This is a genomic window from Pseudomonadota bacterium, assembly GCA_016719885.1.
Taxonomy (GTDB): Bacteria; Pseudomonadota; Gammaproteobacteria.
The window spans coordinates 135,884-161,878 of the sequence record JADJYF010000001.1; the positions used below are offsets into that span (position 1 = coordinate 135,884).

Sequence of the window (25,995 nt, forward strand, 5' to 3'; positions counted from 1 at the left end):
CACGGCGCGGGCCGTGCCGTCGCCAAGCTCGTAATATGCGAGGATGCCGCCCGCCGCGCACAGGCGTGGGGAGCCGTGTCACAACCATTTCACTGGGGAGCCAAGCATGAAACAGGATGCCTATGTCGTCGGCGTCGGGATGACCCGTTTTGCCAAGCACATGGACCGTACCCTGAAATCCCTGACGGTCGAGGCGGTACAAGCCGCGCTCGCCGACGCGGGTATCGACCAACGCGAGCTGCAGGCGGCCTACATGGCGACCGCCGGCACCGCCATCACCGTCGGCCAGGTGATGGTGCCGGGCCAGGCGGCATTGCGCGAGATGGGCATCGGCGGCATTCCCGTCATCAATGTCGAAAACGCCTGCGCGTCCGCCGCCACCGCCTTTCAGCAGGCGGTGCAGATGGTCAACCACGGCGTCTACGACATCGTGCTGGCGGTCGGTTTCGAAAAGCTCTACACGCCGGACAAGGCCAAGACGTTTTCGGTCTTCACCGGCGCGGTCGACTTCGAAAGTTTCGACGCGGTGACGAGCGGCATCTACGATCGCATCCGCGCCGCCGGCATCGAGGTCGATGACAGCGGCGCCGGCGCCACGCGATCGCTGTTCATGGACGTCTACGCGGCGATGGCGGTCGAGCACATGCGCGACTACGGCAGCACGCAGCGCGACTTCGCCGCCGTCGCGTCCAAGAATTCCTTTCACGGCAGCTTGAATCCCAAGGCCCAGTACCGCGAACAGCAGAGCATCGACGAGGTCTTGAACTCGCGCGCCATCAGCTACCCGCTGACCTTGGGCATGTGTTCGCCAATCGGCGACGGCGCGGCGGCTGCCATCATCGTCAACGAAGCGGTGGCGAAGCGTCTCGGCCTCGCGCGCGCGGTGAAAGTACGCACCAGCCTGTTGCGTTCGGGCTGGGACTACGCCGACAACGAGCCGAGCGTCGCCGAAGTGGTGTGCCGCGAAGCCTATGAACAGGCCGGCCTCGGTCCGCAGGATCTAGACGTCGTCGAGTTGCACGATGCCTCGTCGCCGGCCGAACTCATCTACTACGAGACGCTCGGCCTGTGCGCGAAGGGCGAGGGTGCGCGCTTCGTCAACGAAGGCCACAGCAAGCTCGGTGGCAAGACGCCGGTCAATCCTTCCGGCGGCTTGTTGCGCAAGGGCCATCCGGTCGGCGCCACCGGCCTTGCCCAGGTCCATGAACTGGTCGAGCAGCTGCGCGGCGAAGCGGGACCACGCCAGGTCGAAGGCGCGCGCATCGGCATGGCGGAAAACGGCGGCGGCTACATCGGCCGCGACGCCGCCGCCATCGTCATTTCCATCCTCGAGAAGTAAGCGAAAGTAATCACTGCCATGAGCGCCACGCCGGATACCCTCATTCTTGCCAACCTCATCGCCGCGCGCCGCGCGAGCCAGCCCACGCTCGACGTGCTGACCTTCGTCGACATCGGCCCCCAGGGTGAATACCTCGAGGAAGTGCGCACCTACGACGACCTGTGGCTCAACGGCCAGCGCGTCGCCGCCACGCTCGACGACGAAGGCATGGCCGCCGGCGATGCCTTCGCCATTGTCGCGCAGAACCACCCGGAGTTCGTCGACACCATGGTCGGTTCGTCGATCGCGGCGACGGTGTTCGTGCCCGTCGACCCGCGCACCAAGGGCAAGAAGCTCGCCTACATGCTGGACTTCGCCGGCTGTCGCGGCGTGGTGATCGGTGATTACGCGGCCGCCAACCTGCTCGACATCCTCGACGATTGCCCCAAGCTCGAATGGGTGTGGGTGATTTCGACCCAGGGCAACAAGCTGCCGGCGAGTTTCGGCAAGCTGCGCGTGCGCTCGTTTCAGGAAGTGCTGGCGCGGCCGCGCGCGGCCGACATCGACGTGCGCGTGAAAGCCGCCGACCAGCCGATGCAGATGCTCTATACCTCGGGCACGACCGGCGACCCCAAGGCCATCCTCTCACCCTATGCGCGCTTCGGCTTCGTCGCGAGCCTGGGAGAAATGATGGGGCTGCGCGCCGGCGATCGCCCTTACACCGGGCTGTCGCTGACGCACGCCAACGCGCAGTTGATCACGCTCGGCAATACCTTGTTCATGGGGCTGCGCGGGGTGTTCAGTCGCCGCTTCACCAAGTCGCGCCTGTGGGACATCACGCGTCACTATGGTTGCACCATGTTCAACCTGCTGGGCGGCATGACCACCGCCATCTACAGCGAGCCTGTCAAGGCGAACGACGCCGACAACCCGGTGCGCTACGTGCTGTCGGCCGGCATGCCGGCCAATATCTGGAACGAGTTCAAGCAGCGCTTCGGTGTCGAGATCTTCGAATTCTATGGCGCCGCCGAAGGCGGCCTGACCATGAACCCGCCTGGCGGCCCGGTCGGCAGCATCGGCAAGCCGCCGGCCAGCGCCATCGGCCGTATCGTCGACGACAACGGCAACGACTGTGCGCCGGGCGAGCCGGGCGAGATCATCTTCCAGAACGCCGACGGCTCGTGCCCGGCGGTGTCGTACTTCAAGAACCCGGAAGCGAGCGCCAGCAAGACCGCGGACGGCTGGCTGCGCATGGGCGACATTGGCTACAAGGATGCCGACGGCTGGTATTACTTCCTGTTCCGCAAGGGCGGCGGCATTCGTCACAACGGTGACTTCATCAACCCCGCGTTCGTCGAGAAGGAACTGGCCGAACATCCGCAGGTGGACGACGTGTTCGTGTACGGCGTGCCGTCCAGCAACGGCGTGCCGGGCGAGAAGGACGTGGTGGCGGCGATCGTGCCGGTGTCGCGCGCGGCGTTCGACGCGGCGGACGTGTTTCGCTGGTGCCGGGCGCGACTCGAATCGAGTTTCGTGCCAACTTACCTGCAGGTGCTGGACGAGATCCCCAAGACTGCTTCGGAAAAGCCGCAGGAGAGATTCCTGCTCGAAGCGTTCAAGGTGGGAGCGCCGAACGTCATCACCGAGTAGGTTTTTTTCGGCATAGATCGCAGTGGGCCAGACGCCAGCCGGATTCGCGCAGGTGTCAGAATGAATTCGCACCTACAAAAACCCGTCGGCGTGACAGGACGATGGCGGCGGCCGTGGCCGCCGCCAGTGTGGTTTCAAATCAGAACAAGCCCGGCGCCTTGAGCTTCAAGGCGCGCTCGAGATATTCCAGCTCAGCCTCGCGCTCGGGCAGCGGCGCGGGACGCGTGAACATCTTGTCGCGGGTCAGTTCATCCACCACCGCCTGGCTGCGCGGATAGGGATTGCCGTAGGTGTTGAGCGAGAACAGGCTCTCGAAGGGTTGCCGCGGACGCTGACCGCCGGCTTCCCAATGTTCCATCGGATAGCCCACGCACTGCATGAGCAGCAGGCGGCAATGGGACGGTACACCGAGCACCTTCAGGATCGAATCGCCATCGGGCGTGCCGAGGAAGCAGCTGCCGAGGCCGAGTTCGTAGGCCATCAGGGTAGCCTGCGCCATGCCCTGGCCGCAGTCGATTTCATTCAGGCCCGGCGCTTTGAGGAAATCCTTGATCTCCTTGAAGGCGGGAATGAATTTTTCTTCGAGGGTGTTGCGCTTGAGTTCGGCGGGACCGAAGCCGAGCGCGCCGACATCCATCAGTTGACGCAGTCGGTTGCCCTGTTCCTCGACCTGCTCGGGGTCGCAATACCACACGATGACCACCGGCGCGATGCGCAGCTGCCAGCCCACCACCACCGCTTTCAGGGCGTCCAGCACTTCCTGCGGCGCGCTGTGGCGATGAATGGCGACGGCGCGCAGCGACTGCACGTTGCCCCAATGGGTGGCAATGCGCGCGGCCTCGAACATCATCTGGATCTTTTCGGGTTCGACCGGCATGTAGGGCCGCAAAAAGCGGATGGAGCGGCGGCGGCCGATCACTTCTCTCAATTCCATACTCTTAACCTCCGTAGCGGATGAATTCTCATGGGACCAGGCATCCTGCCGAGGCCGCGATGCGAACCTGGTCGCGCGCCATGACGAGCATGCACGCACGGATGGTCAGGAAGTCTGACCTATCTCAAGATCGCGCGCAAACCTCGCCAGCCGGCGCGTGGCCAGGCCGGCGAGGCGCTGCGTGCAGCCTCAGCCCAGCGCCAGCAGCTCGCGCAGGTTGTCGTCCAGCGCGGCCAGGAATTCAGGCTCGAAACCGAACAGGCCGAGATGGCCACCGACGCTGTTCAACACGCGCAGCTGGCTGTTCTTGATCAAGGGCTGTTCGCGTGCGCAGTCCTCGACCTTGAAGAACATGTCGGTCGAAATGGGCATGACGAAGGTGTGGGCGGTGATGCGGCCGAGCGCCGCCGCGAGGTCGCCGCCGGTCATGCGCGTGACGTCGCCATCCTGCCATTTGCGCGCCATGCACAACAGGCTGTTCGGATCGAGCGGCGTGAAGAACGGCTCCATGAAGTCGCGATGGAAATCCGCCGAGCTCGAAAAATTGAAACCACGCCAGCATTCGCGGGCGAAGAATTCCGTCGACCAACCCATCACCGACCACAGTCGTGCGTGGCGCTTCAGGCCCGCCTGCACATCGAGGTGGGAGCGATAGTTGCCGTTGTTCCAGTGCGGGTCGGAGGTGATGGCTTCAATCAGGGTTTCGACGAACAACCGATCGTGATCGGTGTTCCTGGCATAACCCGCCAGCGGCGCGGCGCGCGCCACCATGGCGGGATAGCGTACCGCCCAGTCGTAGGTCTGCTGCGCGCCCATCGAGCCGCCGAACACCAGCGCCAGCTTGTCGATGCCGAACACCTCGGTGACCAGCTTGTGCTGCGCGCGCACGTCGTCGCCGATCTGGATGCGCGGAAAATTGGCCATGGCCTGCGCGCCGTCGATGGTGTGCGGCGAAGTCGAAATGCCGTTGCCAATCTGGTTGACGATGATGATGCAGTAGCGCGCTGGATCGAGCGCGCGTCCGGGCCCGACGAACAGCTGCTCCATCACCTTGCTGGTGCCGGAGTACCAGGTCGGCACCAGGATGGCATTGTCGCGCGCGGCGTTCAGTTCGCCGTGCACGGCGTAGGCGAGCTCGAGATCGCCCAGCACGCCGCCCGATTCCAGCTCGAAGTCGCCGACCTTGAAGATCTGCCACGGGCCGTGGGCGTCCTGGGAGTAGTAGGGATTGTCTAGCATGGTGGGTGCATGGTTCCTGCTGTGGTTTTGATTCGGTGGCGCGGCGAGCTGCCGGGCCGCGTGCGCATCAGCCCTGGCGCTGGAACAGCGCCTTGATGGTGGCGGTGCGACCCTGCTGGTTGTTCTCGAGCATGTTGTCCATCTTGCGCTCGACATCGTCGGGCACGATGACGTCGATGCCGAGTTGTCGCGGATCCTGCGCCGCGAGCGTCGCGCGACGCTTCAGTCCATTGGCGATGACGCTCGCGGTGGTGTCTTCGACGGCGATGAGTTCGAAGCCGGCATGGGCGAGCAGGGACTCGAGTTCACGTCGCGTGACCAGGAAACTCAAGTCCGGGCGCGATGCCCAGAAGACCGGCAAGAGGATGGCGCGCCCGTCGCCGGCCAGCACGGTCTCCAGCGCGAAGCGGCCGCCGGGTTTCAGCACGCGTGCAATCTCGTCGAACAGCTGCGCCTTGTTCGGCACGTTCATGAGCATGTTCTGCGACCACACGAGATCGAAACTCGCATCGCCGAACAAGAGGGTGGTGGCGCTGCCGTGTTCGAAGCCGCACTGGCCGTCGAGCGCGAGCAGCGTGGTCAGCATACGCGCCGCGCGGATGAATTCATGGGTGAGATCGACGCCCACCACCGAGCAGCCGAATTCCGTCGCCAGGGTGCGCGCCGGGCCACCGATGCCGCAACCGATGTCGAGCACGTGGGTGCCCGGCGCCAGCTGCGCGAAGCGGGCCAGCTCGCGGGTCGAGGCCAGGCCGCCGCCGTGGAATTCGTCGAAGGGCGCGAGATCGGCGCGGGTGAGGGCATGGACGTCCTTGCCGGCGCCGGTCAGCGCCGCCAGGATGCGCGCACTGATGTCCTGGCCGCCGTAGTGGCGGTCGATGTCGCTGTCCAGCGTGCTCATGGGCGCCGCTCAGGCGAGGTAGTCGTGCACCACCACGCCGTCTTCGAGGGTGAAATCGGTGTGGTAATAGAATCCGCCGGTCACTTCCTCGACCGGGATGTCGGCGAAGCGATCGGCCGGCGACAGGCCGAAGCGCAGCGTGGCCGGGCCCTTGTGCACTTCGCGGACGACGATGTTGGTGAGGGTGGTCGAGGTCAACTGGAACACCTCCGGCGGCGCGTCGTTGCTGACCGAGGGGATGAGCTTGCGGCTCACGTACTCGGCGCTGCCGCTGACGTCGGCGGCGCTGCCGAAAGTCTTGAGTTGCATGGCCGCCTCGACCAGCAGGATGCCGCCGCGCTCGACCGTGCCACGCATCACGCCGTCGCTGGTTTCGAGCGCGACGCGGCCCATCTTCTTGGGAAAACCCCAGATCTCACGGCCACCGGCGGTGGCGATGTCGTTGTCGAGAATGAGATACAGACCGTAGTTCACCGGCCGGCCCTTGAAGGTCGCGAGCGCCGACATGTTGATCTCGTGGTAGTGGCCGAAACCGCTGGTGAAGAATTCGCTGATGGCGACGAACATGTGGCCGGACTTGTCCGGCACCAGTGGCGCCGGCACCAATTTGCGCAGGACTTTCGGATCGGTGCGAAACGTCACCAGCAGCTGGCGGGTGTCACGGTATTCGTAAGGTGGCCGGCCGTAGAGCTCGGACAATTCGGGCATGCTGTAGGCCGGTTGCGCGCCGCGCGCGCTGCGTTTGCTCGCCATCATCTCCCCCTCGTTGAAGTGGCGCCCGGCATGGCGCGCGGGCGGCCAAGTATAGCCGCAGCGCGTCGCGCATCGGAGACGTGGCGAGTGGGGAGGTAAGGTGCGCGGCGCGACGGTGGTGGTCTCGCCTTGCACGGCGCAAACCCCGTGACTATCTTGATGGCTCAGGATGAGCGATGCGTGGTCGCGGCCGCGGCCCATCGCCCACTCCCCTTGCCAGCCGCACCCCCCAAGGCGCTGGCACTCTGTGTTCTCGCTGCCGCGTGACATCCCCTGTTGCGCGGGCAGCGGGGCTTTGTCGAGACTTTCGTTCAGCGTGTGCGCAGCCAGTTCAGCCGCTGGCGTCGCAAGTCTTTCAGTTCATCCAGCAAGGGCAGCACGAAGGCGACCGCCGCCCAGTTCAATTCGAGTTCGCGTTGCAGGCGCAGGGCGCGCTCGGCGCGCGCGAGACACGCGCCGGAAAATCGCCATTCGGGCGGGGCGGCGCCGATGGGTTCGAGGATGCCTTCGCGCACCATTTCCAACACCAGCGATTCGATCAGGCCGGTAGCGCTGCAGAATTCCGCCAGCGGAATGGCGCGTTCCTCGTCCAGCAGCCAGCAGGCGGCATGCAATTGTTCCAGCATGACTAGACCCTCATGGTGGCGCGCGGCGCCATCGGCATCAGGCGCTCCATTTCGCGATACAGCGCGCGTTGTTCTTCGGTGCGCGCCTCGGGCACCACGATGGTCAGCACCACGTATTGATCGCCGGCCGGTTTGCCCGGCAGGCCGCGGCCCGCCAGGCGCAGCTTGCGGCCGGCCTGGGAGCCCGCCGGGATGTTCATTTCGACCTTGCCGCCCAAGGTCGGCACCACCACCTTGGCGCCGAGCGCCGCTTCCCAGGGCGTGAGCGGAAGTTCGAGATGGATGTCATGCCCTTCGGCATGGAACAGCGCGTGGGGCTCGAACTCGATCTCTAGGAATAAATCGCCGTTCGGCCCGCCGTTGAAGCCCGGCCCGCCCTGGCCGGTGAGGCGAATGCGTTGGCCGGCGACGACGCCCTTGGGGATCGTGACGTTGATGGTACGGGTCTTGTGGCGCACCTCGCCGCGCGCGTCCAGCTCTGGCTCGCTGAACGACAGGCTGCGCGTCGCGCCCTGGTAGGAGTCGGCAAGGCTGATGGCGATGCGCGTGCTGCGATCCTGACCGCGCATCTGGAAGGCGTCGCCGCGTGGCTGGTGCGCGCCGCCGCGCTGGCCGAAGATCGACGAGAAGAAATCGCTGAACTCCGCGCTGTCGCGGAAGCCCGCGCTCTGGTAGCTGAAGTTCGGGTCCTGGTCGGGTGGCGTGAAATCCTCGCCATGGCGCCAGTTGGGGCCGAGGCGATTGTAGGCGTCGCGCTTGTCGGCGTCCTTGAGGACTTCGTAGGCCTCCTGCACGTCCTTGAAGCGCGCCTCGCAGTCTTTCTCCTTGCTCACGTCCGGATGGTATTTGCGCGCGAGCTTGCGATAGGCGCGCTTGATGTCATCGCCGGAGGCGTCGCGGCTGACGCCCAGGGTTTCGTAATAGTCTTTGAACTGCATGACTCGGCCCATGGCTGAAGATGGTCGCGAACACGCGCGCATGGTCCATGCCCGCGTTCGACCTCTATATGGGGCGAGGCGGCGCGCTCTTCAATGGCGCGCCGCGGGAGAGAGGCTCAGCCGCGACCGTAGGCGGCGCGCTGGGCGAGAAAGCTGCGCACGCTGCAGGCTTTCAGCAGCAGGTCGTGGTAATTGCCGTCGCGGTCCTTGACGTGGTCGCGCAGCAGCGCCTCGGGCTGGAAGCCGAGTTCCTGGAACAGCACCCGTGCGCCTTCCTGGTCCGGCGTCATGCGCGCCAGCAGTTTTTCGATGTCGAGCGCCAGCGCGATGTTGAACGCCTCGCGCGCCAGCAGGCGACCGAGACCGCGGCCACGGGTGCGGGTGGCGGTCGCCACGCGCAGGTCGGCGATGTGGCGCGTCCATTCGAGTTCGTTGAGGTTGATGGTCGAATAGCCGCACACGCCCTGGTTGTCTTCCGCCAGCAGCGAGTAGATCACGCCGTCCTTGAGATCCTTCAACCAGCTGTCGATGCCGCTCTGGCGGGTGATGTCACGCCGCATGTAGAGCGTGTCGTGCGACGGCAGTTCACGCGCGAATGCCATCAAGGCTTCGCCGTCGGCCGCGGTCATGGTCCGTATGCGATAGTCCTGACCGCCGAGCTTGGCGGTGATGGGGTAGTGCGCAAGCGCCTTGGCGACCGCTTCCCGACTCATCCTGTTCTCCTCATCGAAGGCCGTTCAGACGTCGCGCACGCTCAACCAGCGGTCGAGCTGTGGCCACAGGCGGAATACGGCGTTGCCTCCGGCGACCAGGCTGACATGGCCGCCCTTCATGACGATTTCGTGCTTGTCCTGGCTGCCGATCAGCGGCAGCAGGTCCTGCGAGGCGGCGGCCGGCACGATGTGATCGTGCTGGGCGGCGACGTGCAGGAAGGGCACCTTGACGGCGCCGAGATCGACGCGCTCGCCGCGCAGTGTAAGCGCGTTGTTGACGAATTTGTTGCCGACGATGAAATCCTTGACCAGGCTGCGCGCCAGCTCGCCCGGCACCGGCAGCTGGTCCACCGCCCAGCGGTCGAAGCGCAGGTGCGCCTTCACGAACGCATCGTTCTCGACATTGTTCAGGAGCTTCATCTGGTTGGCGCTGCGCTGCAAGGGGCGCAGCGCCTGCAGCGAGGTGTTGATGAAGTCGCCGGGGATGTTGCCCAGCTCCTTCACCAGCCTGTCGATATCGAACGACTTGGCCGTCATCCAGCGCTTGTACAGCTCCATGCCGTCGCCGTTCACGGGTGTCGTGAAACAGGCCAGGTTGCGCACCGCGCCGCCCGGGTGGAGAGCGGTGTACATGATGCTCAACATGCCGCCCATGCAATAACCGACCAGCGTGACGTCCGCTTCGCCGCTGTCGCGCTGTACCGCCTCGATACAGCCGCCGAGCAGGTCGTTGACGTAATTGTCGAGCGACAGGTGGCTCTGGTCGCGGCGCGGCGCGGCCCATTCCAGCATGTAGACGTCATGCCCCTGCATCACCAGGTACTCGATGAGGCTCTGGCCCTTGGCGAGATCGAGGATGTAACCCTTGGCTACCGGTGACATCACGATCAGCACCGGCACGCGGTAGATCTCGTCCTGGGTCGGCAGGTAGTGGTACAGGCGCGCGGTTTCGTTGCTGTAGACCATCTCCTTGGGAGTCAGGCCGACATCGAGGTCGGACTCGGTCTGCGGCAGTGGCGCGAGGCCGGGGATGTTGCGCGCGATGGCGCGCTCCAGCGTGCGCCGGACGCTGGCTTCCAGGTCTTCCGAGGTGATATCGGCGCGAGCGGATGCGGTCATGACGGTTCCAGTCGGGCCTCAGGCGTCGAGGTTGGAGGCGGGTTTGCGCGTGCGCGGCGGTCGCACCGTGCCGCTGGCGGAGGCCGGCGCGGCGACGCCACCGGCGGCGAGACGCGCCATCTGGCTGCGCTGCTCGCGCAGTTCCACCTGGATCTGGTTGAGCGTATCTTCCATGTGCGCGAGCCTGTCGTTCATGTCCAGGATGTCACTGCGCGAGGGAATGTTGAGATTGGCCAGGTACTGCGCCATGGTCTCGCTGAACATGCGATGGGTGTGCAGCGCTTCCAGCGTGTAACGGCCCATGCCCTTGGAGAAGTGCTCGTCGCCCATCATTTCCGACAGGGCATCGCTCCAGGACTTTTCCGATTTGACGAACCATTCGCGCCACAGGCGGATGGGATCCATGCTGTCTTCTTTGGACATGGCTTACGCCCCCCTTCAGTTGATTTTTTATTCAGGTGCGGTGCACTTGCTGCGCGAGCCGCGCCGCCACCGCGCGATACACGCTGTGATCGAACACCATGCCGATATGCGAGCAGTTGACCTCGGTATTCAGACGTCCGTCCTCTTCCAGGCAACTGGTCCAGTCGGCGATGCCGTCCTTGCGAGAATAGACCGCGAATTGCGCCACGCCACGGCTGCGCGGCGCGTTCATGTTGCGCACGAAGGCGCAGGTGCAATGGCCGGTACCGCAGGACGCATGCAGGTTGCGGCCGATCAGCGCGCCCTGCGCGAGCTTGAGCTTGTCCCAGATGCCGATGATGGCGGGATGGGCCTTGACCAACGAGCGGAACGGCGAGCCGAGGGTGATGACGCGGTCGATGAGTTCCGGCTCGTCCTGCACGAGGCTCTTGGCCAGCATGCCGCCGAGGCTGTGGCCGATGAGGTTGACGCGGTGCCCGGAACGGTCGGCCAGCGCGCGCAGGCGATGAGCGAGCTTGTTGGCGGTCTTGTCCGGGCAGTCGTTGTTCCAGGCAATGCGCGACAGCGAAGACTTGTAACCGATGCGTTTCAGCCAGCGATGCATCTCCAGCATCATGAGATCGCCCGACATGAAGCCCGGGATCAGCAATACCGGCTGGCCCTTGCCGCGCGGCACGCCGACCCCGTAGTAGACCGGGCTCAAGCGCAGGCTGGCCCACTCGAGGCTCCAGCGCGCTTCCCGCCACAAGGGCGTGATGGACTGCTCGATGGCATCGTCGTAGGCAAACGCTTCGTCGAGCGTCTCGTCCGACGGCGCCGGCAGTTCGTTGATGGATTGTTCTGTGCTCATGACCTGGTCCGGGCTGCCTGCGGCGGCGCCACCCCGTGAGGTGGGCGCCGCCGCGCGACTCGCGACGCTCGCTCTACTTGGCCGCCGACGTCCACAGGTTGGTGAAATTCTCGAACGGCTTGCCGAAGGCCTTGCCCGACTCCAGCGCACGGCTGGCGGCGGCGCGCGCATCGGCGGCAATTTCGTTGTTGGTGCGATAGACGGTCTTGGCCAGTTCCAGCGCGCGCTCCTGGGCGCTGGTCAGGGAATGCAGGAACGCTTCGACGTTCTTGCCGTACTCGGTGGGCTGGGCGGCGAGGGTCTTGCCGAGGGTGAGGGCATCGCGCTGGCTGGCCAGCAGGTTCTCGACCAGCTGGTCGGTGACGCGCGCCGCGCGTTCGCGGGCGCTGCCGAGCGCTTCGGCGAAACGGGAGTGGCCGCTCTCGAGACGATCGAGGTAGGCGCTGGTGGTTTCGGAGAATTTCAGGGATTCGGGTTTCTTGCTTGCCATGGTCATGGGCTCCTGTGAGCGAAGGCGACCCTCGGGCCGCGTGATTTGTTGCAGTGCAAAAACTGTAATCGGTTTGACAGCTAGATGCAAGTTGCATATAGATGGCCGCATGTCGAAATCGAAACCGTCTCCAAATTCCGCCCCCGCATCCGCCACCGATGAGCCCGCCGCCGCCCCGGGCCACCCGACCGGCGACATGCTCAACGCCCAACTGCTGGCCATGCTCAAGGACTGGTCGGCCTATGGCTACGAACTCGCCCAGAAACTCGAGCAGGCCGGCTTCGGCAATTACAACAAGGGCACCGTCTACCGCGCCCTGCGCCAGATGGAGGGCCTCGGGCTGGTGTCGTCGATGTGGGATACCAGCAGCGCGGGCCCGGCGCGCCGGATGTATTCCATGACCCAGGCGGGTAACCTGTTCCTCGACAACTGGTTGGCCCTGCTCAACCTGCACCGCGCCACGCTGGAGCGCTTCCTTGGCGGCTTCGGCGGCGGCGATTTCCGAAAGTAGCGCCGGGCGCGCGCCGCGCGACCCGTTGATCACCGTGCGAGCTCAACCATGTCCGTCATCGTAGACAAGAATATCGACGTCACCCTGCGTGACGGCACGCGCCTGCGCGCCGACATCTACCGCCCCAACGACGGCGAGCGCCACCCGGTGCTGTTGCAGCGCACGCCCTACAACAAGGAGCTGTGGCCGATCACGGCCCTGACCCTGGATCCGCTGCGCGCGGCAGCGGCCGGCTACGCGGTGGTGATCCAGGACGTGCGCGCGCGCTGGGCCTCGGAAGGCGGGGTGTTCTTTCCCTATCGTGACGAAGGCGACGATGGTCACGACAGCGTGGCCTGGTGCGCCGCGCAGGATTTCAGCAGCGGTCGCGTCGGCTGTTACGGGCTGTCGTACATGGGCGGCACTTCGTGGCTGGCGGCGCGTGGAGCCCATCCCGCGCTCGGCGCCATTTCGCCTACCACCGCGCCCAACGATTTCTGGCGCAACCACTTCTGGCGTGGCGGCGCGCTCAACCTCGGCACGCTGGCGATGTGGGCGCTGCGTGCCATCGGACCGGCGGCGCTGATCCGCTCACGGCCGGACCCCGCGCAGTTCTTCGCACCGCTCACGCAGCTCATCGACGACGTCGACGCCTTCGCCGAGATCCTGCGCGCCTTGCCGCTGAGCCGCTTCGCGCCGGCGCGTCCCGACGATGAGCGCTTCGTGCCGTTCTTCCACGAGTTCCTGCGTCACCCGGTGCCGGACGCGCTGACCCGTTCGCTGCTGTTCTCCGACGCGCACGCCAAGGTCAAGGTGCCAGCCCTCATCATCGCCGGCTGGCACGACCTGTTGCTGGCCGCCGATCTCGAACACTTCGCCGGCATGCGCGCCAACGCCGGTTCGGAACTCGCGCGTCGCCATACCCGCCTGGTGATCGGCCCGTGGTCGCACGGCATGTTCCAGAACGTGGTCGGCGGCGTGGATTTCGGTTTTCGCGCCAATGGCCTGTTCCTCGATCTGAAGGAAGACCTCACGCGCCTGCAGCTGCGCTGGTTCGATCACTGGTTGAAGGACATCGCCAACGGCGTGCGCGATGACGCGCCGGTCAAGCTGTTCGTGCAGGGCGCCAATCGCTGGCGCGACGAAGACCAGTGGCCGCCGCGTGGCGCGCAGCTGCTGCCACTGTACCTGCAGGGCGAGGCGGCGCTCGCCACGCAGCCGCCGCGCGCCGACCAGCCGCCATCGAGCTATGTCTACGATCCGAACGACCCGTGCCCGACTTGCGGTGGCAACCTCCTGATGCCCGCCCAGTACGGCGCCGGACCGCTGGACCAGGCGCCGCTGCTGGCGCGCCGCGACGTGCTGTGTTTCACCTCGCCGCCGCTGGTCGAAAGTATCGAAATCATCGGCGCGGTGCAGGCCGAGCTGTTCGCCGCCACCTCCGGCGTCGATACCGACTGGATGGTCAAGCTGTGCGAAGTTCGCGCCGACGGCCGCAGCTTCAATATTTGCGACGGCGTGGTGCGCGCCTCGGTGCGGGACGGCCAGACGCGGCGCCTGCTCGAACCCGGCGCGGTCGAACGCTACGTCATCGACCTGTGGTCGACCGCCATCGAGATCCCGGCCGGTCATCGCCTGCGGGTGCTCATCACTTCCAGTGACTTCCCGCGTTACGACCGCAATCCCAACACCGGCGAGCTGGCGCACGAGGCCACGCATCTCGACAGCGCCCTGCAGCGCGTGTTCCACGATGCGTCGCGCGCCTCGCGCCTGTTGCTGCCGGTGACGCGCGGCATCGGCGCCCTCGGCGGAGCGCGGCCGTGAGTGGCGCGCTCATCGCGCTGGTGGCGCTGCTCGCCGCCGCCGTGCTGCTCTACTACCTCGCCCCCGGCCTGTTGTTCCAGTGGGCCACGGCGCTCGGTCGCCGCGCCGCCGGGCTCAAACAGCGCGAGGTGATGGTCGACGGTCACCGCGTTCCCTATCTCGATGGCGGGCACGGCGAGGTGCTGCTGCTCCTGCACGGCTTCGCCGCCAACAAGGATCACTGGAGCATGATCGCGCGCCTGCTGACGCCGCACTTCCGTGTCATCGCGCCGGACCTGCCAGGCTTCGGCGATGCGAGTCGCGTCGCCGGCGCGAGCTACGCGGTCGGTCCGCAGCTGGAGCGCATCGCCGCCTTCGCCCGCGCGCTCGGCATTACGGAGTTCCATCTCGGCGGCAATTCCATGGGCGGCTATCTCGCCACCTTGTATGCCTTGCGCCATCCGCAGCAGGTCAGGAGCCTGTGGTTGCTGGCGCCGGCCGGCGTGCTGAGCGCCGAGTACAGCGACATGCTGCGCATGCTGGAGGCTGGTGAAAACCCGCTGATCGCGACCGACATGCGGTCCTTCGATCGACTCGCCGAGCTGTGCTTTTGCAAACAGCCCTACATGCCGGCGCGCTTCAAGCTGCCCTTGCTGGCGCGCTCGATCGCCGAAGCGCCTTTCAACGCGCGCATCTTCGAGGAAATGTTCAACGAGCCGCTGGCGTTGGAGGAGCGCGTGGCCGCGCTCGCGGCCCGCACGCTGGTAGTGTGGGGCGACGACGATCGCGTGCTGCATCCCTCGGCGCTGGACATTCTGCGGCCGCTCATGCCCGCCGCGGAATTCATCCTCATGCGCGACATGGGCCACGTGCCGATGATCGAGCGACCGGCCGAGACGGCGCTGGATTTCCTGCGTTTCCACGGTCGCCAGGCTTGAGGCGCGGCGCGGGCGGCGCGCTATGATGGCCGTCCCGTCGCCACCGGCGACCATGCCTGGCCAGGAGCCCCGAGATGTCCGACCGTTACGGTGAACTCCATGACCTCTGCGTCGCTTTCCTGGACGCCTTCAACCGCTACGATCTCGACGGCGTGATGGCTTACTTCACCGACGACGCGGTCTACGAAGAACTCACCGGCCGCGCCAGCCGCGGGCGCGAGGCCATTCGCAAGGCCTTCGCGCCGCAGTTCGAAGGCAAGTTCGGCCCCATCCAGTTCATCGAGGACGACACCTTCATCGACGCCGGCAGCGGCAAAGTCATGAGCAGCTGGGACATGACCATCGAGAAGGACGGCGTGCCGCAGATCATGCGCGGCCTCGACTTGCTGCACTTCGTGGGCGACAAGATCGTCCTCAAGCAGACCTACGTGAAGACCAAGTCGCCGCATTACACGACGCCCTGAGGCGGGCGCGATCCGGGCGGGCGTGCACCGGGCATTGAACCCCTTGCGCGCGGCGGGGCACTCAGTACTCAAACAGGGGAGCGTGGCCGGCGCCACCGCGGGGCGCAGGCCGGGATAGCCACATGACGAGAATCGCCGACCGAGTCGACCAGGAACTGGACCAGGATCTGGCGCGGCTGCGCAGCCTGCGCCATGACCGTGGTGCGTTCGAGGCGCTGTACCGGGATTTCTACCCGCGCCTGTTCGAGTTCGTGCTGCGCATCCTCGGCGCGCCGGCCGATGCCGAGGAGACCATCAACGACACCATGATGGTGGTGTGGAACAAGGCCCACGAGTTTCGCGAGCAATCCAAGGTCTCGACCTGGATCTTCGGCATTGCCTACAAGAAGGCGCTCAAGCGCCTGCAATCGAACAAGCGCCTCGCCGCGCGCGAATTGCAATGCGAGGCCGAGCAGGAAGACCGCCGTGACCCGGCCGATACGGTCAGTCATCGCGCCGCCATCGAACGCATCCGGGTGGCGGTCGGCAAATTGCCGCTGGCCCAGCGCAGCATCGTGCAGCTGGCGTTCTTCTACGGATACAGCTACCCCGAGATAGCCGCCATCGTCGGTTGTCCGGTCAACACGGTGAAGACGCGCATGTTCTATGCGCGCGAGCGCCTGAAGCCGGCGCTGGAATTGGCCATGAGCCTGGAGAACGCGGATGACAGCCGCTGACAAGCACACCACGCATCCTGCCCACGCCGCGGTGTGGGACCTGTTGCCCTGGTATCACAACGATGGCCTCACGCCGGGCCAACGCGCCGAGGTCGAAAGACATCTGCGCGAATGCCTGGTTTGCGCGCGCGAGCTGCGCCTGCTGCGCCAGCTCGACACGGCGCTCGCCAGCCCGGCCTTGGAGAGCGCCAGTGTGCAGGGCTTTGCGCGCCTGTCGGCAGCCATCGACGCGCGCCAGCGGTCCTGGCATCAACGCCTGCGTCACTGGCTGAGTGTGGCCTTGGCGCCGGCGCCGATGCTGGCGACGGTCGCGCTCGTCGCTTTCGGCGTGCTGCTGGTATGGAACATCGAGCGCGGCGACGACAGCGTCGGCGCCAGCGCCGAGAAACAGTTCCAGACCTTGGGCAAGCATGACAGCCACGAGTCGCTGCTGGCGGCGCCTTTGTTGCGCGTGGTGTTGAAGGACAGCCAGGACGCCGCCGCGCGCCAGGCGTGGCTGGGCGAGCACGATGCCGAATTGGTCGACGGTCCGTCCGACATCGGCGTCATGACGGTGCGCGTCAAGCTCGGCGCGCGCAGTGTCACCAAGGTCATCGACGACATGCGCGCCGAAGCCGACACCCTGTTCGTCGAACCCCTGCGCAGCACGGGCACGCGGCCGGATCGGCGTCGGTGACGGGCAGCGGCGCCGTGCGCCGCGGCTGGACCGTGCTCGGCTGCTGCTGTTGTTGTCGGCCGGCGGCGCCGAGGCGCGCACCGCGGTCGACGAGCAGGTCATGGTGTTGTTGCGCGATGGCGCCGATGCCGCGGCGCTGGCGCGGGATCATGGCTTGCGACCGCTGGGTCAGCGTCGCCTTGCCGCGCTCGACGGTGACGCGGCGCTGTTCGCGCTCGGCGCGCAAGGCAATCGCGGTGCGGCGCTTGCGCGGCTGGCGGCCGACGCGCGCGTCGAATCGGCGCAGGCCGTGCAACTGCATCACGTCGCCGGCATGCCAAGCAAGGATCCCTATTTCGACCTGCAGGTGCGCACGCGGCCAGGGGGCGTATCGACGCTCGCGACGCGCGGCAGCGGGCGCAACGTGCGCATCGCCGTGATCGATACCGGCATGGACAGCGATCACCCCGACCTGCTCGGCCAGGTGGTCGAGGCACGCAATTTCGTCGGCGCCGACAGTCACGTCATCCCGGCCGAATTCCACGGCACGGCGGTCACCGGTCTCATCGCCGCGCACGCCGGCAACGGCGTCGGCATCCACGGCCTGGCGCCGCATGCCTCGCTGCACCTGCTGCGCGCCTGCTGGGAACCGAGTTACGGTGACGGCATCTGCAGCAGCTACACGCTGGCCCAGGCCCTGGACTACGCCATCGAGATCCGCGCGCGCATCATCAACCTGAGCCTGGCCGGGCCCGACGATCCACTGCTTGCGCGCCTGGTGGAACGCGCCGCCGAATTGGGCGCCATCGTGTTCGGCGCCATCGGCGAAGAGCCGGAGCAGACTTTCCCGACCTCGATTCCCGAGGTCATCGCGGTCGAGCAGGCACGGCAGAGCGGGGTGGAGGTGCCGGGCGAACGCCTGACCGTGCCGGGCCTGCAATTGCTGACCACCGTGCCGGGCGGTCGTTACGACTTCGTGTCCGGCCCGTCCTTCGCCACCGCCCATGCCAGCGGCGTGGCCGCCATCATGCTGGAACTCGAACCGCACCTCGGGCCCCATGAGCTGGCCGCGTGGTTGCGGCGACTGCACGAGAATCCCGAGCCGCGTTGAGCCGCGTGCGCGGCGTTCAGATGTAGCGGCGCGCGTCCCAGTACTCGAAACGGAAGGCGTCGCCATCGCGTTTCACCGCGCCGGCGGACGGCAGCGGGAAATGCGCGGTCAGCACGTGGGTGGCACAGTCCGCGTAACGCTCGAGGAAGCGGCGACGGGTCTGCGCGGCCAGCGGCTTGTTGGCGTCGTGGCGGAAATTCCATTCCGGAAAGTGGCACTGGATGGGGCTGTGGATGAGATCGCCCGTCACCACCGCGTCGCCGCCGCGGCCGTCGATGCGCACCGCGCAATGGCCGTGGGTGTGGCCGGGCGTCGCCTCCAGCCACACGTGGTCGTCGATTTGATGGTCATCGTCGACCAGCAGCGCCTGGCCCGCCTCGATGATCGGCAGCACGTTCTCGGCGTAGGTCGGGTCCTGGCGTTCGCGGTGCAGCTTTTCGCAGGCTGCCACTTCGGTGCGCGACAGCATGTAGCGCGCGCGCGGAAAGGTCGGCCGCCAGCGGCCATCCAGCCATTGCGTATTCCAGCCCGAATGATCGACGTGCAGATGCGTGCACAACACCACGTCGATGTCCTCGGGGCGCAGGCCCAGCGAGGCCAGCGCCGGCAGGTAGGTATTGCCGCTCATGTGGTCCCAGGCCGGGAACCATTTCACCGACTTGTGATTGCCCACGCAGCTGTCGACCAGCACCACGTGCCGCGGCGTGCGCACCACGTAGCTCTGGATCGGCATCAGCAGCTTGTCGGTGCCGGGCTCGAGCGCGGTGGGCTCCAGCCAATGACGGTGGGGCGCGAGGAGCTCGGGCGTGGCATCGGGAAAAAAATCATAGATGCTGATGAAGGGGCCGTTGCTTTCGACCGCACGGCCGATCTCGACTTGCCCGAGTTTCATCCAGTTCATGGCGGTATCTCACACTCTGCAGGCATGGGGTATTGCGTGCGGATGATATAGTGCCGCCACAACCCGAACCATCACCCTCCTGACGAGGTTGATACTGAACAAGACTCGCATCATGACCCCGAAGTCCCCAGTCTTTCTTCTCGCGGCGATGCTGAGCGCGAGCGGCGTGCAGGCCGACGACGCGAGCCAGCCGGCGCCGCCCGACGCCGGTCCGCAGACGCTCTCCGTGTTGTTCGAAAACGATCTGTTCGGCGAGACCGATCAGCAATACACCAACGGTTTCAAGCTCAACTGGATGTCGCCCAACCTGAAGGCCCTGGGCGACGCGCCCGGCGTGCCGTCGTGGCTGTTGCGCGCCGTGCATGGCCTGAATGCTTTCGAGCACGCGGTGCTGGGTGAGAACGATCGCGCGTTCAACCTCGGCTTCACGGTCGGGCAGTTGATGTTCACGCCCGGCGATACGCAGGCCGTGCAGTTGGTGGACGATGACCGTCCCTACGCGGGCTGGCTGTTCGGTGGTCTGACCCTGGTCAGCAAGACCGACTACGTGGCCGACACCTTCGACATCCAGGTCGGCATGATCGGTCCCGCCTCGCTGGCCGAGGACGCGCAGCGCCTGGTGCACGAACTGCGCGGCTTCGACGTGCCGCGCGGCTGGCAGAACCAGCTGTCCAACGAACCGGCGTTTCTCTTGTATTACGAGCGCAAGTGGCGCCTGCTGCGCGGGCCCTTGGTCAGCCAGTTCGGTTACGACCTCATCACCCATGCCGGCCTTGCCGCCGGCACGGTGATGGATTACGGCGCGGCCGGCGCCGAACTGCGCGTGGGCTGGAACCTGCCGCACGACTTCGGCACCTCGCTGATACGCCCGGGCGGCGATGCCAATGCGCCGAGCACGGTGACGGGGGCGGGGGGACAAGGTCGGGGCTTCGGCGCCTACGGTTTCGCTGCCGCCCTCGGTGGCCGCCTGGTCGGGCGCAACATCTTTCTCGACGGCAACACCTTCGAGGACAGCCACAGCGTCGACAAGAAGATCCCGGTGGGCGATCTCATCATCGGCGCGAGCATGATCTACGACGGTATCAAGCTGTCCTATGCCCAGGTGTTCCGCACCAAGGAGTTCGACGGCCAGCACCGTCGTCACAACTTCGGCTCGATCAGCCTCTCGCTGTCGTTCTAGGCCGCGCTCACGCGAGCATGCGCCACAGCGTGTCCTGCTGGCCGGCGCGACCGTCGTCGCGCAGCTTCAGGAGGTGTGCGTGCAGCGACATCGCCGCCCAGGAATGCATGACCGGGTCGACATCGTCGTAGACCACCGGCGTGAGCGTTTCGATGGACACCGCACCGAGACGCGTGAGCGCATCCACCACCTTGGCCTCGCGCTTCAGGCGGTGGGCGATGAGGTGTTCGATTTCGCCACGCGGATTGCCGATCAGGTCGCCGTGTCCCGGCGCGAGATGCTCGACCCGGTAGTTCAACATGCGGCGCAGTGATTCGATGTAATGCTGCATGTTGCCGTGGGGCGGCACGATCACCACGGTCGAACCGCCCATGATGTGGTCGCCGGTCATGAGCAGCGCGTCTTCCTCGACGAGGTAACAGATGTGATTGCTGACATGGCCCGGCGTCAGCAGCGCGCGCAGCGTGAACTCGTCGGTCTTCAGAGCCTCGTCCTGCGCAAGCTGACGGGCATCGACAAAACTGTCGTCCTGGAAGCCGTCGTTGGCAATGATGTTACCGACCAGTTCGGCGCCGGTGCGCCGCGCGAGGACATGGGCGGCCGGCGAATGATCGCGATGGGTATGGGTGACGAAGATCCAGCGCAGGCGGCCGGCGCAGATCCGTTCCAGCGCGTCGACGTGCTCGGGCAGGTCCGGCCCCGGGTCGACCATCGCCAGTTCGCGTGTGCCGATGAGGTAGGTGTTGGTGCCGGGGCCCGTCATGCGTCCGCTGTTGGGCGCCGTCACGCGCCGCACGCGCGGCGACACTTGCACGGCTTCGCCGTAGGTAATTTCGGGCATGGTTCGGCTCCTGGCTGATCGGAGCGTTAATCTCCCATAAAAACAGCAGGCCTTGTAGGTGCGAATTCATTCGCACATTCAAAGGCGCGGCAAGGCGCCTTCAGCCCGCATTCAGTGTGCGAATGAATTCGCACCTACAGGTCCGTTGATTCGAGATTTGTCATTCCTTCAACCGGCAAGGCACACTAGACCCACCATCCCATCTCATCTCATCCCCGGAGGAATGCATGTCTGCATTGGTGCTCGACGGCAAGGCGCTGGCGACGGCGGAAGAACACGTGCTGGCGGCGCGCGTCGAGCAGGTCAAGCTCAAGAGCGGTGGGCGCGTGCCGATCCTCGCCACCCTGCTGGTCGGTGACGATCCGGCGTCGGCCACCTACGTGCGCATGAAGGGCAATGCCTGTCAGCGCGTCGGCATGGAATCGCTGCGCATCGAGCTGCCGGCCTCGACCACCACCGACGAGCTCTTGGCGCGCATCGAGGCCTTGAATGCCAATCCCGACGTGCATGGCATCCTGCTCCAGCACCCGGTGCCGGCCCACATCGACGAGCGCGCGTGCTTCGATCGTATCGCCCTCGCCAAGGACGTGGATGGCGTCACCACCTGGGGCTATGGCCGCATGGCGATGGGTGAGCATGCGTGGGGATCGGCAACGCCGGCCGGCATCATGCGCCTGCTCAAGCATTACCGCGTGCCCTTGTCCGGCCAGCTCGCAGTGGTGGTCGGTCGCAGCCCCATCCTCGGCAAGCCGATGGCGGCGATGCTGCTGAACGCCGACGCCAGCGTGCTGGTGTGCCATTCCCGTACCCGTGAGCTGCCCGCGCTGCTGCGCCAGGCCGACATCGTGGTCGGTGCGGTCGGCAAGCCACAATACATTCGCGCCGACTGGATCAAGGACGACGCGGTGGTGATCGATGCCGGCTATCATCCCGGCGGCGTCGGCGACATCGAACTCGCGCCGCTGGTCGGGCGCTGCGCCGCCTACACCCCGGTGCCGGGCGGCGTCGGCCCGATGACCATCAATACCTTGATCGCCCAGACCGTGGCTGCCGCGGAACAGGCGCTGGTCGGATAAACACCAATACCGCGAGGGGAGCGTCCATGAGTCAACCGAATCCGCACATGCTGAGCGGCATCCGCATTCTCGATCTGACGCGTGCGCTGGCGGGGCCGACCTGCACGCGCCTGTTTGCCGAGATGGGCGCGGACGTCATCAAGGTCGAGGCGGCGCCTGACGGCGATCGCACGCGCCTGGTGTCGAAGATGCGCAACGAGCGCGGCCTGTATTTCGTGCAGCAGAACCTCAACAAGCGCAGCGTCGCGATTGATTTCAGCAAGCCGGGCGGGCTCGACCTGGTGCGCGAACTGGTGCCCCACTGCGACGTGGTGGTGGAGAACTACAAGCCCGGCGTCATGAAGGGCATGGGGCTGGCCTATGAGGATCTGAAAAAGCTGCGCGAGGACATCATCCTGTGCTCGATATCGGCGCTCGGCCAGAGCGGGCCCTTGTCCCACAAGCCGGGCTACGACTACATCGCCCAGGCCTATGCCGGCGTCACCTCGATGATCGGGCCGCGCGATGAATCACCCTACATACCCTTGCTCGGCCTCGGCGACGTCGGCACCGGCGTGCACGCCGCCTTTGCGATTGCCGCCTCGCTGCTGTACCGCGCGCGTACCGGTCGCGGCCAGTTTCTCGATATCGCCTTGCTCGATTGCTACTACCACGCGCACGAAGTGAACGTGCACCAGTTCACCGCCAGCGCCGGTGCCATGAAGCCGACCCGCAGCGGCCGCCATCTCACCTACCTGTGCCCGGCCGGCGTGTTTCGTGGCACCGGCGGCGACATCGTGCTGATGGGCTTCATGCATCACTGGGCCGATGTGTGCGCCGCCATGGGGCGGCCGGAACTGGTGAGCGCGCCGGGCTGGGCGACCGACGCCGAGCGCATGCCGCACTTCGAGGAAGTGATCGCGCTCATCGAGGGCTGGCTGCAGAGTTTTCCCGATGTCGACAGCGCCATCGCCGCCTTCGACGCCCACGGCGTGCCGTGCGCGCCGGTGCTGTCCATCGAGCAGACCGTGTCCCATCCGCATTTCATCGAACGCGGCACCATCCGCACCATCCATGACCCGGTGGCGGGGGAGTTCCAAATCCCCGGCATGCCGATCAAGACCTCGGATTTCCCGGCCAACAACGAATACGTGGCGCCGTTGCTCGGCGAACACAACGGCGAAGTGCTGGGCGAACTGCTGGGCAGGAGCGCGGCCGACATCGACGCGCTGCGCGCCGCCGGCGTGCTCATCTCCAAACCCTACTAGCGCCGCGCGCGTCGCGGCCCTTTCCCACGCAAGGAAACCTCCATGGAACAGAGCGCGAGCCTGCATCGCTACCTGACCCCCGAGCGGCTCATGATCCGCGACACCGCGCGCGAGTTCACCATCAACGAAGTGCTGCCGGTGGCCAATGCCCTCGACCCGCTGCAGGGTGACATCCCCATGGCGTTGCGCGACAAGCTCGCCGACATGGGCTATTTCGGCATCCGCATCCCCGAGCAGTACGGCGGCAGCGGTCTCGGTGTGTTCGAGTATTGCCTGGTGTCCGAGCAACTGGCGCGCGGCTGGATGAGCGTCGCCAGCATCGTCGCGCGCGGCAACGGCACCATGACCATGAGCTTGCTCGACGAGGCCCGCCGCGCCGAGATGATGCCGCGCGTGGTGCGCGGCGAGTATCTCGGCGCGATGTCGCTGTCGGAGCCGGACACCGGCTCGGATCTCGCCTCGATTTCCTGTCGCGCCGAACGCGATGGCGATGGCTGGGTGATCACCGGCAACAAGTACTGGTGCACGTTTGCCGACGGCGCGGATTACATCCTGCTGTTCGCGCGCACTTCGCCGCCGCCCGACGCCAACAAGCGGCACCTCGGCATCAGCGCCTTCCTCATCGACAAACCACGCGGCAGCCTGCCGGCCGGCGTACACGGCGCCGAGATCCCGAAGATCGGCTATTTCGGCTGGAAGACCTTCGAACTCGCCTTCGATGGTTTTCGCGTGCCGGCCAGCGCCCTGATCGGCGCCGAGGGCAAGGCCTTCTATGCCCTCGCGCAAGGCCTCGACGAAGCGCGCGCGCATACCGCGGCGCGTTCCATCGGTCTCGCCCAGGGCGCGCTCGAGGACGCGCTGGCCTATGCCCAGGAACGCCAGCAGTTCGGGCGGCCCATCGCCGAGTTCCAGGATCTCAGGTTCAAGCTCGCGCGCATGGCCACCGACATCGAGGCCGCGCGCCAGTTGCTCTACTACGTGTGCGACCGCGTCGATTCGGGCGAGCGCTGCGACAAGGAAGCGTCGATGGTGAAATACTTCGCCAGCGAAATGGCCGAGCGCGTGACCAGCGACGCGCTGCAGATCTTCGGCGGCGCGGGCTACACCAAGCTCTACGCCGTCGAGCGCTACTGGCGCGACGCGCGCCTGACCAAGATTTTCGAGGGCACGTCCGAGATCCAGCTGCGCATCATTTCCGACAACCTGCTGGGCAAGCCCGGCCATTGAGCGCGCCATGACCGACAACCATCCACTCAAGGCGTGCTCGATGGCATGCGCGTGCTCGATCTCACGCAGGTGCTGGCCGGCCCGTACTGCACCATGCTGCTCGCCGATCATGGCGCCGACGTCATCAAGATCGAACCGCCGGGCGGCGACGTCGCGCGCGGCATGGGTCTGTTCCATGCCAGTGACACGGACAAGCGTCACGCCGGCTATTTCCACAGCGTCAACCGCAACAAGCGCAGCATCGTGCTCGACCTCAAGAACGCCGACGACGCCGCCACGTTCCGCGCCATGGCGCGCCAGGCCGACGTGGTGGTGGAGAACTACCGCGTCGGCGTGATGGAACGCCTGGGCCTGTCCTACGAATCGTTGCGGGAAGAAAACCCGCGCCTGGTCTACGCCGCCGTGCGCGGCTTTGGCGACCCGCGCACCGGTCGCAGTCCCTATGCAGACTGGCCGGCCTTCGACATCGTCGCGCAGGCCATGGGCGGCTTCATGAGTATCACCGGCCCCGGGCCGGACGTGCCCTTGAAATCGGGGCCCGGCATCGGCGACATCGTGCCCGGCATCATGTGCGCCTTCGGCATCGTCGCCGCCGTGCGCCTCGCCGAGCGGCGTGGCCATGGCCAGTTCCTGGACGTGGCGATGTACGACGCCATCCTCGGCATTTGCGAGCGCCTGGTGCACCAGCATTCCTTCGCCGGCGTGGTGCCCAAGGCCGAGGGTAACGAGCACCCACTGGTCAACCCGTTCTCGATTTTTCCGGTGACCGACGGCTGGGTCGCCATCGGTTGCCCGATAGAAGCGCAGTGGCAGGAACTGGCGCGCCTCATCGGCCGCGACGATCTGCGTAGCGATCCGACGCTGCAGAGCAATGCCGATCGCGTGCGCCAGCGCGAACGGGTGCGCAGCGCCATCGAAGCCTGGACCAGTACGCGCAGCAAGCGCGAAGTGGCCGAGGTGCTCGGCGGCCGCGTGCCCTGCGGCCCGGTCAACGATGTCACCGACATCTTCGCCGACCCGCACATCGCCGCGCGCGAGATGATCGCCGAAGTCGAGATTGCCGAAATCGGTCAGCGCCTGCAGCTGGCCGGCATTCCGGTTCATTTCGCCGACACGCCGGGCAAGGTGCGCGGCGGGGCCGGGGCTGGATGCGCATCGGCAGGAGATCCTCGCGCAGTTCGGCCTTTAGACGGGCGCCGATCTTGTGGGTCGGACTTCAGTCTGACTCTTTTTTTCGGTCGTTCCCGGCTCGTTCGCCACATTCGAAATCGTCCGACTGAAGTCGGACCCACAAAGGGCCGGGACCCGAGCCCGACGTCGACGGGTAATTCCAGCGGTACCCCGCGCTTGATATAACGCAGCCTTCACGCCCTCACGTGGCGTTGCCAGAAC

Annotated in this window: 27 protein-coding genes; 14 read left to right on the plus strand and 13 right to left on the minus strand. The window is 66.1% G+C overall.

Translation table 11 applies throughout. The annotated features are described in order from the left end of the window. Positions 1-106: 106 nt before the first annotated feature. Both IPM80_00650 and IPM80_00655 read left to right on the plus strand, forming a co-directional pair. Positions 107-1,339, plus strand: a complete 1,233-nt coding sequence (locus tag IPM80_00650) for a thiolase family protein (GenBank protein MBK8956952.1) — start codon at positions 107-109, stop codon at positions 1,337-1,339. A gap of 18 nt (positions 1,340-1,357) precedes the next feature. Then, positions 1,358-2,968: an AMP-binding protein gene (locus IPM80_00655; GenBank protein ID MBK8956953.1), complete on the plus strand. Its 1,611-nt coding sequence runs from the start codon at positions 1,358-1,360 to the stop codon at positions 2,966-2,968. A gap of 139 nt (positions 2,969-3,107) precedes the next feature. On the opposite strand, the gene IPM80_00660 is transcribed toward IPM80_00655, so the two are convergent. From IPM80_00660 to IPM80_00710, 11 genes are all read right to left on the minus strand, one after another. Further along, complete coding sequence (locus IPM80_00660; protein MBK8956954.1) at positions 3,108-3,902, minus strand: nitroreductase family protein; 795 nt, start codon at positions 3,900-3,902, stop codon at positions 3,108-3,110. Between the two features lie 189 nt (positions 3,903-4,091). Beyond that, positions 4,092-5,141, minus strand: coding sequence for an alpha/beta fold hydrolase (locus IPM80_00665; protein ID MBK8956955.1), 1,050 nt, complete (start codon positions 5,139-5,141; stop codon positions 4,092-4,094). A gap of 67 nt (positions 5,142-5,208) precedes the next feature. Then, positions 5,209-6,042 carry a class I SAM-dependent methyltransferase gene (locus IPM80_00670; protein ID MBK8956956.1) on the minus strand — a complete coding sequence of 278 codons (834 nt, stop codon included), beginning with the start codon at positions 6,040-6,042 and terminating at the stop codon, positions 5,209-5,211. 9 nt (positions 6,043-6,051) lie between these two features. Beyond that, on the minus strand, positions 6,052-6,798 hold the full coding sequence (locus tag IPM80_00675; protein MBK8956957.1) for an acetoacetate decarboxylase family protein: 747 nt from the start codon (positions 6,796-6,798) through the stop codon (positions 6,052-6,054). Positions 6,799-7,106: 308 nt separating this feature from the next. After that, positions 7,107-7,421, minus strand: coding sequence for a chaperone modulatory protein CbpM (locus IPM80_00680; GenBank protein ID MBK8956958.1), 315 nt, complete (start codon positions 7,419-7,421; stop codon positions 7,107-7,109). Between the two features lie 2 nt (positions 7,422-7,423). After that, on the minus strand, positions 7,424-8,359 hold the full coding sequence (locus IPM80_00685) for a DnaJ domain-containing protein (protein MBK8956959.1): 936 nt from the start codon (positions 8,357-8,359) through the stop codon (positions 7,424-7,426). A 116-nt stretch (positions 8,360-8,475) separates the two neighbouring features. Further along, positions 8,476-9,072, minus strand: a complete 597-nt coding sequence (locus IPM80_00690) for a GNAT family N-acetyltransferase (GenBank protein MBK8956960.1) — start codon at positions 9,070-9,072, stop codon at positions 8,476-8,478. A 24-nt stretch (positions 9,073-9,096) separates the two neighbouring features. Beyond that, positions 9,097-10,191: an alpha/beta fold hydrolase gene (locus tag IPM80_00695; protein MBK8956961.1), complete on the minus strand. Its 1,095-nt coding sequence runs from the start codon at positions 10,189-10,191 to the stop codon at positions 9,097-9,099. 18 nt (positions 10,192-10,209) lie between these two features. Further along, positions 10,210-10,614, minus strand: coding sequence for a hypothetical protein (locus IPM80_00700; GenBank protein ID MBK8956962.1), 405 nt, complete (start codon positions 10,612-10,614; stop codon positions 10,210-10,212). Between the two features lie 31 nt (positions 10,615-10,645). After that, complete coding sequence (locus IPM80_00705; protein MBK8956963.1) at positions 10,646-11,464, minus strand: alpha/beta hydrolase; 819 nt, start codon at positions 11,462-11,464, stop codon at positions 10,646-10,648. A 73-nt stretch (positions 11,465-11,537) separates the two neighbouring features. Next, on the minus strand, positions 11,538-11,954 hold the full coding sequence (locus tag IPM80_00710) for a hypothetical protein (GenBank protein MBK8956964.1): 417 nt from the start codon (positions 11,952-11,954) through the stop codon (positions 11,538-11,540). Between the two features lie 196 nt (positions 11,955-12,150). Between IPM80_00710 and IPM80_00715 the strand changes: the two genes are divergently transcribed. The 7 genes from IPM80_00715 to IPM80_00745 all read left to right on the plus strand — a co-directional run bounded on the left by IPM80_00715 (position 12,151) and on the right by IPM80_00745 (position 18,131). Continuing rightward, positions 12,151-12,465, plus strand: a complete 315-nt coding sequence (locus IPM80_00715; GenBank protein ID MBK8956965.1) for a helix-turn-helix transcriptional regulator — start codon at positions 12,151-12,153, stop codon at positions 12,463-12,465. 48 nt (positions 12,466-12,513) lie between these two features. Further along, positions 12,514-14,268: a CocE/NonD family hydrolase gene (locus IPM80_00720; GenBank protein ID MBK8956966.1), complete on the plus strand. Its 1,755-nt coding sequence runs from the start codon at positions 12,514-12,516 to the stop codon at positions 14,266-14,268. Continuing rightward, positions 14,265-15,185 carry an alpha/beta hydrolase gene (locus IPM80_00725; GenBank protein ID MBK8956967.1) on the plus strand — a complete coding sequence of 307 codons (921 nt, stop codon included), beginning with the start codon at positions 14,265-14,267 and terminating at the stop codon, positions 15,183-15,185. Before IPM80_00720 ends, IPM80_00725 begins: the two co-directional genes overlap by 4 nt. A 74-nt stretch (positions 15,186-15,259) precedes the next feature. After that, positions 15,260-15,649 carry a nuclear transport factor 2 family protein gene (locus IPM80_00730; protein ID MBK8956968.1) on the plus strand — a complete coding sequence of 130 codons (390 nt, stop codon included), beginning with the start codon at positions 15,260-15,262 and terminating at the stop codon, positions 15,647-15,649. 122 nt (positions 15,650-15,771) lie between these two features. Continuing rightward, the gene (locus IPM80_00735; protein MBK8956969.1) at positions 15,772-16,365 is read left to right on the plus strand and encodes a sigma-70 family RNA polymerase sigma factor; all 594 of its coding nucleotides are present in this window, start codon (positions 15,772-15,774) and stop codon (positions 16,363-16,365) included. Beyond that, the gene (locus IPM80_00740; GenBank protein ID MBK8956970.1) at positions 16,352-17,041 is read left to right on the plus strand and encodes a zf-HC2 domain-containing protein; all 690 of its coding nucleotides are present in this window, start codon (positions 16,352-16,354) and stop codon (positions 17,039-17,041) included. The genes IPM80_00735 and IPM80_00740 overlap by 14 nt, the downstream gene beginning before the upstream one ends. Before the next feature lie 49 nt (positions 17,042-17,090). Beyond that, on the plus strand, positions 17,091-18,131 hold the full coding sequence (locus IPM80_00745) for a S8 family serine peptidase (GenBank protein MBK8956971.1): 1,041 nt from the start codon (positions 17,091-17,093) through the stop codon (positions 18,129-18,131). Between the two features lie 16 nt (positions 18,132-18,147). Here IPM80_00745 and IPM80_00750 read toward each other — a convergent pair whose 3' ends face one another. Beyond that, positions 18,148-19,032 carry an MBL fold metallo-hydrolase gene (locus IPM80_00750; protein ID MBK8956972.1) on the minus strand — a complete coding sequence of 295 codons (885 nt, stop codon included), beginning with the start codon at positions 19,030-19,032 and terminating at the stop codon, positions 18,148-18,150. Positions 19,033-19,144: 112 nt separating this feature from the next. Here IPM80_00750 and IPM80_00755 point away from each other — a divergent pair, with 112 nt between their 5' ends. Then, positions 19,145-20,212, plus strand: coding sequence for a lipid A deacylase LpxR family protein (locus tag IPM80_00755; GenBank protein ID MBK8956973.1), 1,068 nt, complete (start codon positions 19,145-19,147; stop codon positions 20,210-20,212). A 7-nt stretch (positions 20,213-20,219) separates the two neighbouring features. Here the strand turns inward: IPM80_00755 and IPM80_00760 are convergent, their stop codons facing one another. Next, positions 20,220-20,975 (minus strand): MBL fold metallo-hydrolase, encoded by a 756-nt coding sequence (locus IPM80_00760; GenBank protein MBK8956974.1) that lies wholly within the window; start codon positions 20,973-20,975, stop codon positions 20,220-20,222. A 305-nt stretch (positions 20,976-21,280) separates the two neighbouring features. Between IPM80_00760 and folD the strand changes: the two genes are divergently transcribed. From folD to IPM80_00780, 4 genes are all read left to right on the plus strand, one after another. Next, positions 21,281-22,129, plus strand: a complete 849-nt coding sequence (folD, locus tag IPM80_00765) for a bifunctional methylenetetrahydrofolate dehydrogenase/methenyltetrahydrofolate cyclohydrolase FolD (protein ID MBK8956975.1) — start codon at positions 21,281-21,283, stop codon at positions 22,127-22,129. Between the two features lie 26 nt (positions 22,130-22,155). Beyond that, positions 22,156-23,376, plus strand: coding sequence for a CoA transferase (locus IPM80_00770; GenBank protein ID MBK8956976.1), 1,221 nt, complete (start codon positions 22,156-22,158; stop codon positions 23,374-23,376). Between the two features lie 90 nt (positions 23,377-23,466). Next, the gene (locus tag IPM80_00775) at positions 23,467-24,603 is read left to right on the plus strand and encodes an acyl-CoA dehydrogenase family protein (GenBank protein MBK8956977.1); all 1,137 of its coding nucleotides are present in this window, start codon (positions 23,467-23,469) and stop codon (positions 24,601-24,603) included. Positions 24,604-24,648: 45 nt separating this feature from the next. After that, the gene (locus tag IPM80_00780; protein ID MBK8956978.1) at positions 24,649-25,959 is read left to right on the plus strand and encodes a CoA transferase; all 1,311 of its coding nucleotides are present in this window, start codon (positions 24,649-24,651) and stop codon (positions 25,957-25,959) included. Positions 25,960-25,995: the final 36 nt, after the last annotated feature.

Bases quoted from the DNA above. Each gene is read 5' to 3' on its own strand.
- IPM80_00695 (MBK8956961.1), bottom strand. From the start codon at position 10,191: ATGACCGCATCCGCTCGCGCCGATATCACCTCGGAAGACCTGGAAGCC.
- IPM80_00670 (MBK8956956.1), bottom strand. From the start codon at position 6,042: ATGAGCACGCTGGACAGCGACATCGACCGCCACTACGGCGGCCAGGAC.
- IPM80_00770 (MBK8956976.1), top strand. From the start codon at position 22,156: ATGAGTCAACCGAATCCGCACATGCTGAGCGGCATCCGCATTCTCGAT.
- IPM80_00700 (MBK8956962.1), bottom strand. From the start codon at position 10,614: ATGTCCAAAGAAGACAGCATGGATCCCATCCGCCTGTGGCGCGAATGG.
- IPM80_00750 (MBK8956972.1), bottom strand. From the start codon at position 19,032: ATGAACTGGATGAAACTCGGGCAAGTCGAGATCGGCCGTGCGGTCGAA.
- IPM80_00720 (MBK8956966.1), top strand. From the start codon at position 12,514: ATGTCCGTCATCGTAGACAAGAATATCGACGTCACCCTGCGTGACGGC.
- IPM80_00685 (MBK8956959.1), bottom strand. From the start codon at position 8,359: ATGCAGTTCAAAGACTATTACGAAACCCTGGGCGTCAGCCGCGACGCC.
- IPM80_00775 (MBK8956977.1), top strand. From the start codon at position 23,467: ATGATCCGCGACACCGCGCGCGAGTTCACCATCAACGAAGTGCTGCCG.
- IPM80_00660 (MBK8956954.1), bottom strand. From the start codon at position 3,902: ATGGAATTGAGAGAAGTGATCGGCCGCCGCCGCTCCATCCGCTTTTTG.
- IPM80_00655 (MBK8956953.1), top strand. From the start codon at position 1,358: ATGAGCGCCACGCCGGATACCCTCATTCTTGCCAACCTCATCGCCGCG.
- IPM80_00680 (MBK8956958.1), bottom strand. From the start codon at position 7,421: ATGCTGGAACAATTGCATGCCGCCTGCTGGCTGCTGGACGAGGAACGC.
- IPM80_00715 (MBK8956965.1), top strand. From the start codon at position 12,151: ATGCTCAACGCCCAACTGCTGGCCATGCTCAAGGACTGGTCGGCCTAT.
- IPM80_00710 (MBK8956964.1), bottom strand. From the start codon at position 11,954: ATGGCAAGCAAGAAACCCGAATCCCTGAAATTCTCCGAAACCACCAGC.
- IPM80_00760 (MBK8956974.1), bottom strand. From the start codon at position 20,975: ATGACGGGCCCCGGCACCAACACCTACCTCATCGGCACACGCGAACTG.
- IPM80_00665 (MBK8956955.1), bottom strand. From the start codon at position 5,141: ATGCTAGACAATCCCTACTACTCCCAGGACGCCCACGGCCCGTGGCAG.
- IPM80_00730 (MBK8956968.1), top strand. From the start codon at position 15,260: ATGTCCGACCGTTACGGTGAACTCCATGACCTCTGCGTCGCTTTCCTG.
- IPM80_00650 (MBK8956952.1), top strand. From the start codon at position 107: ATGAAACAGGATGCCTATGTCGTCGGCGTCGGGATGACCCGTTTTGCC.
- IPM80_00690 (MBK8956960.1), bottom strand. From the start codon at position 9,072: ATGAGTCGGGAAGCGGTCGCCAAGGCGCTTGCGCACTACCCCATCACC.
- IPM80_00780 (MBK8956978.1), top strand. From the start codon at position 24,649: ATGCGCGTGCTCGATCTCACGCAGGTGCTGGCCGGCCCGTACTGCACC.
- IPM80_00735 (MBK8956969.1), top strand. From the start codon at position 15,772: ATGACGAGAATCGCCGACCGAGTCGACCAGGAACTGGACCAGGATCTG.
- IPM80_00675 (MBK8956957.1), bottom strand. From the start codon at position 6,798: ATGATGGCGAGCAAACGCAGCGCGCGCGGCGCGCAACCGGCCTACAGC.
- folD (MBK8956975.1), top strand. From the start codon at position 21,281: ATGTCTGCATTGGTGCTCGACGGCAAGGCGCTGGCGACGGCGGAAGAA.
- IPM80_00755 (MBK8956973.1), top strand. From the start codon at position 19,145: ATGACCCCGAAGTCCCCAGTCTTTCTTCTCGCGGCGATGCTGAGCGCG.
- IPM80_00705 (MBK8956963.1), bottom strand. From the start codon at position 11,464: ATGAGCACAGAACAATCCATCAACGAACTGCCGGCGCCGTCGGACGAG.
- IPM80_00740 (MBK8956970.1), top strand. From the start codon at position 16,352: ATGACAGCCGCTGACAAGCACACCACGCATCCTGCCCACGCCGCGGTG.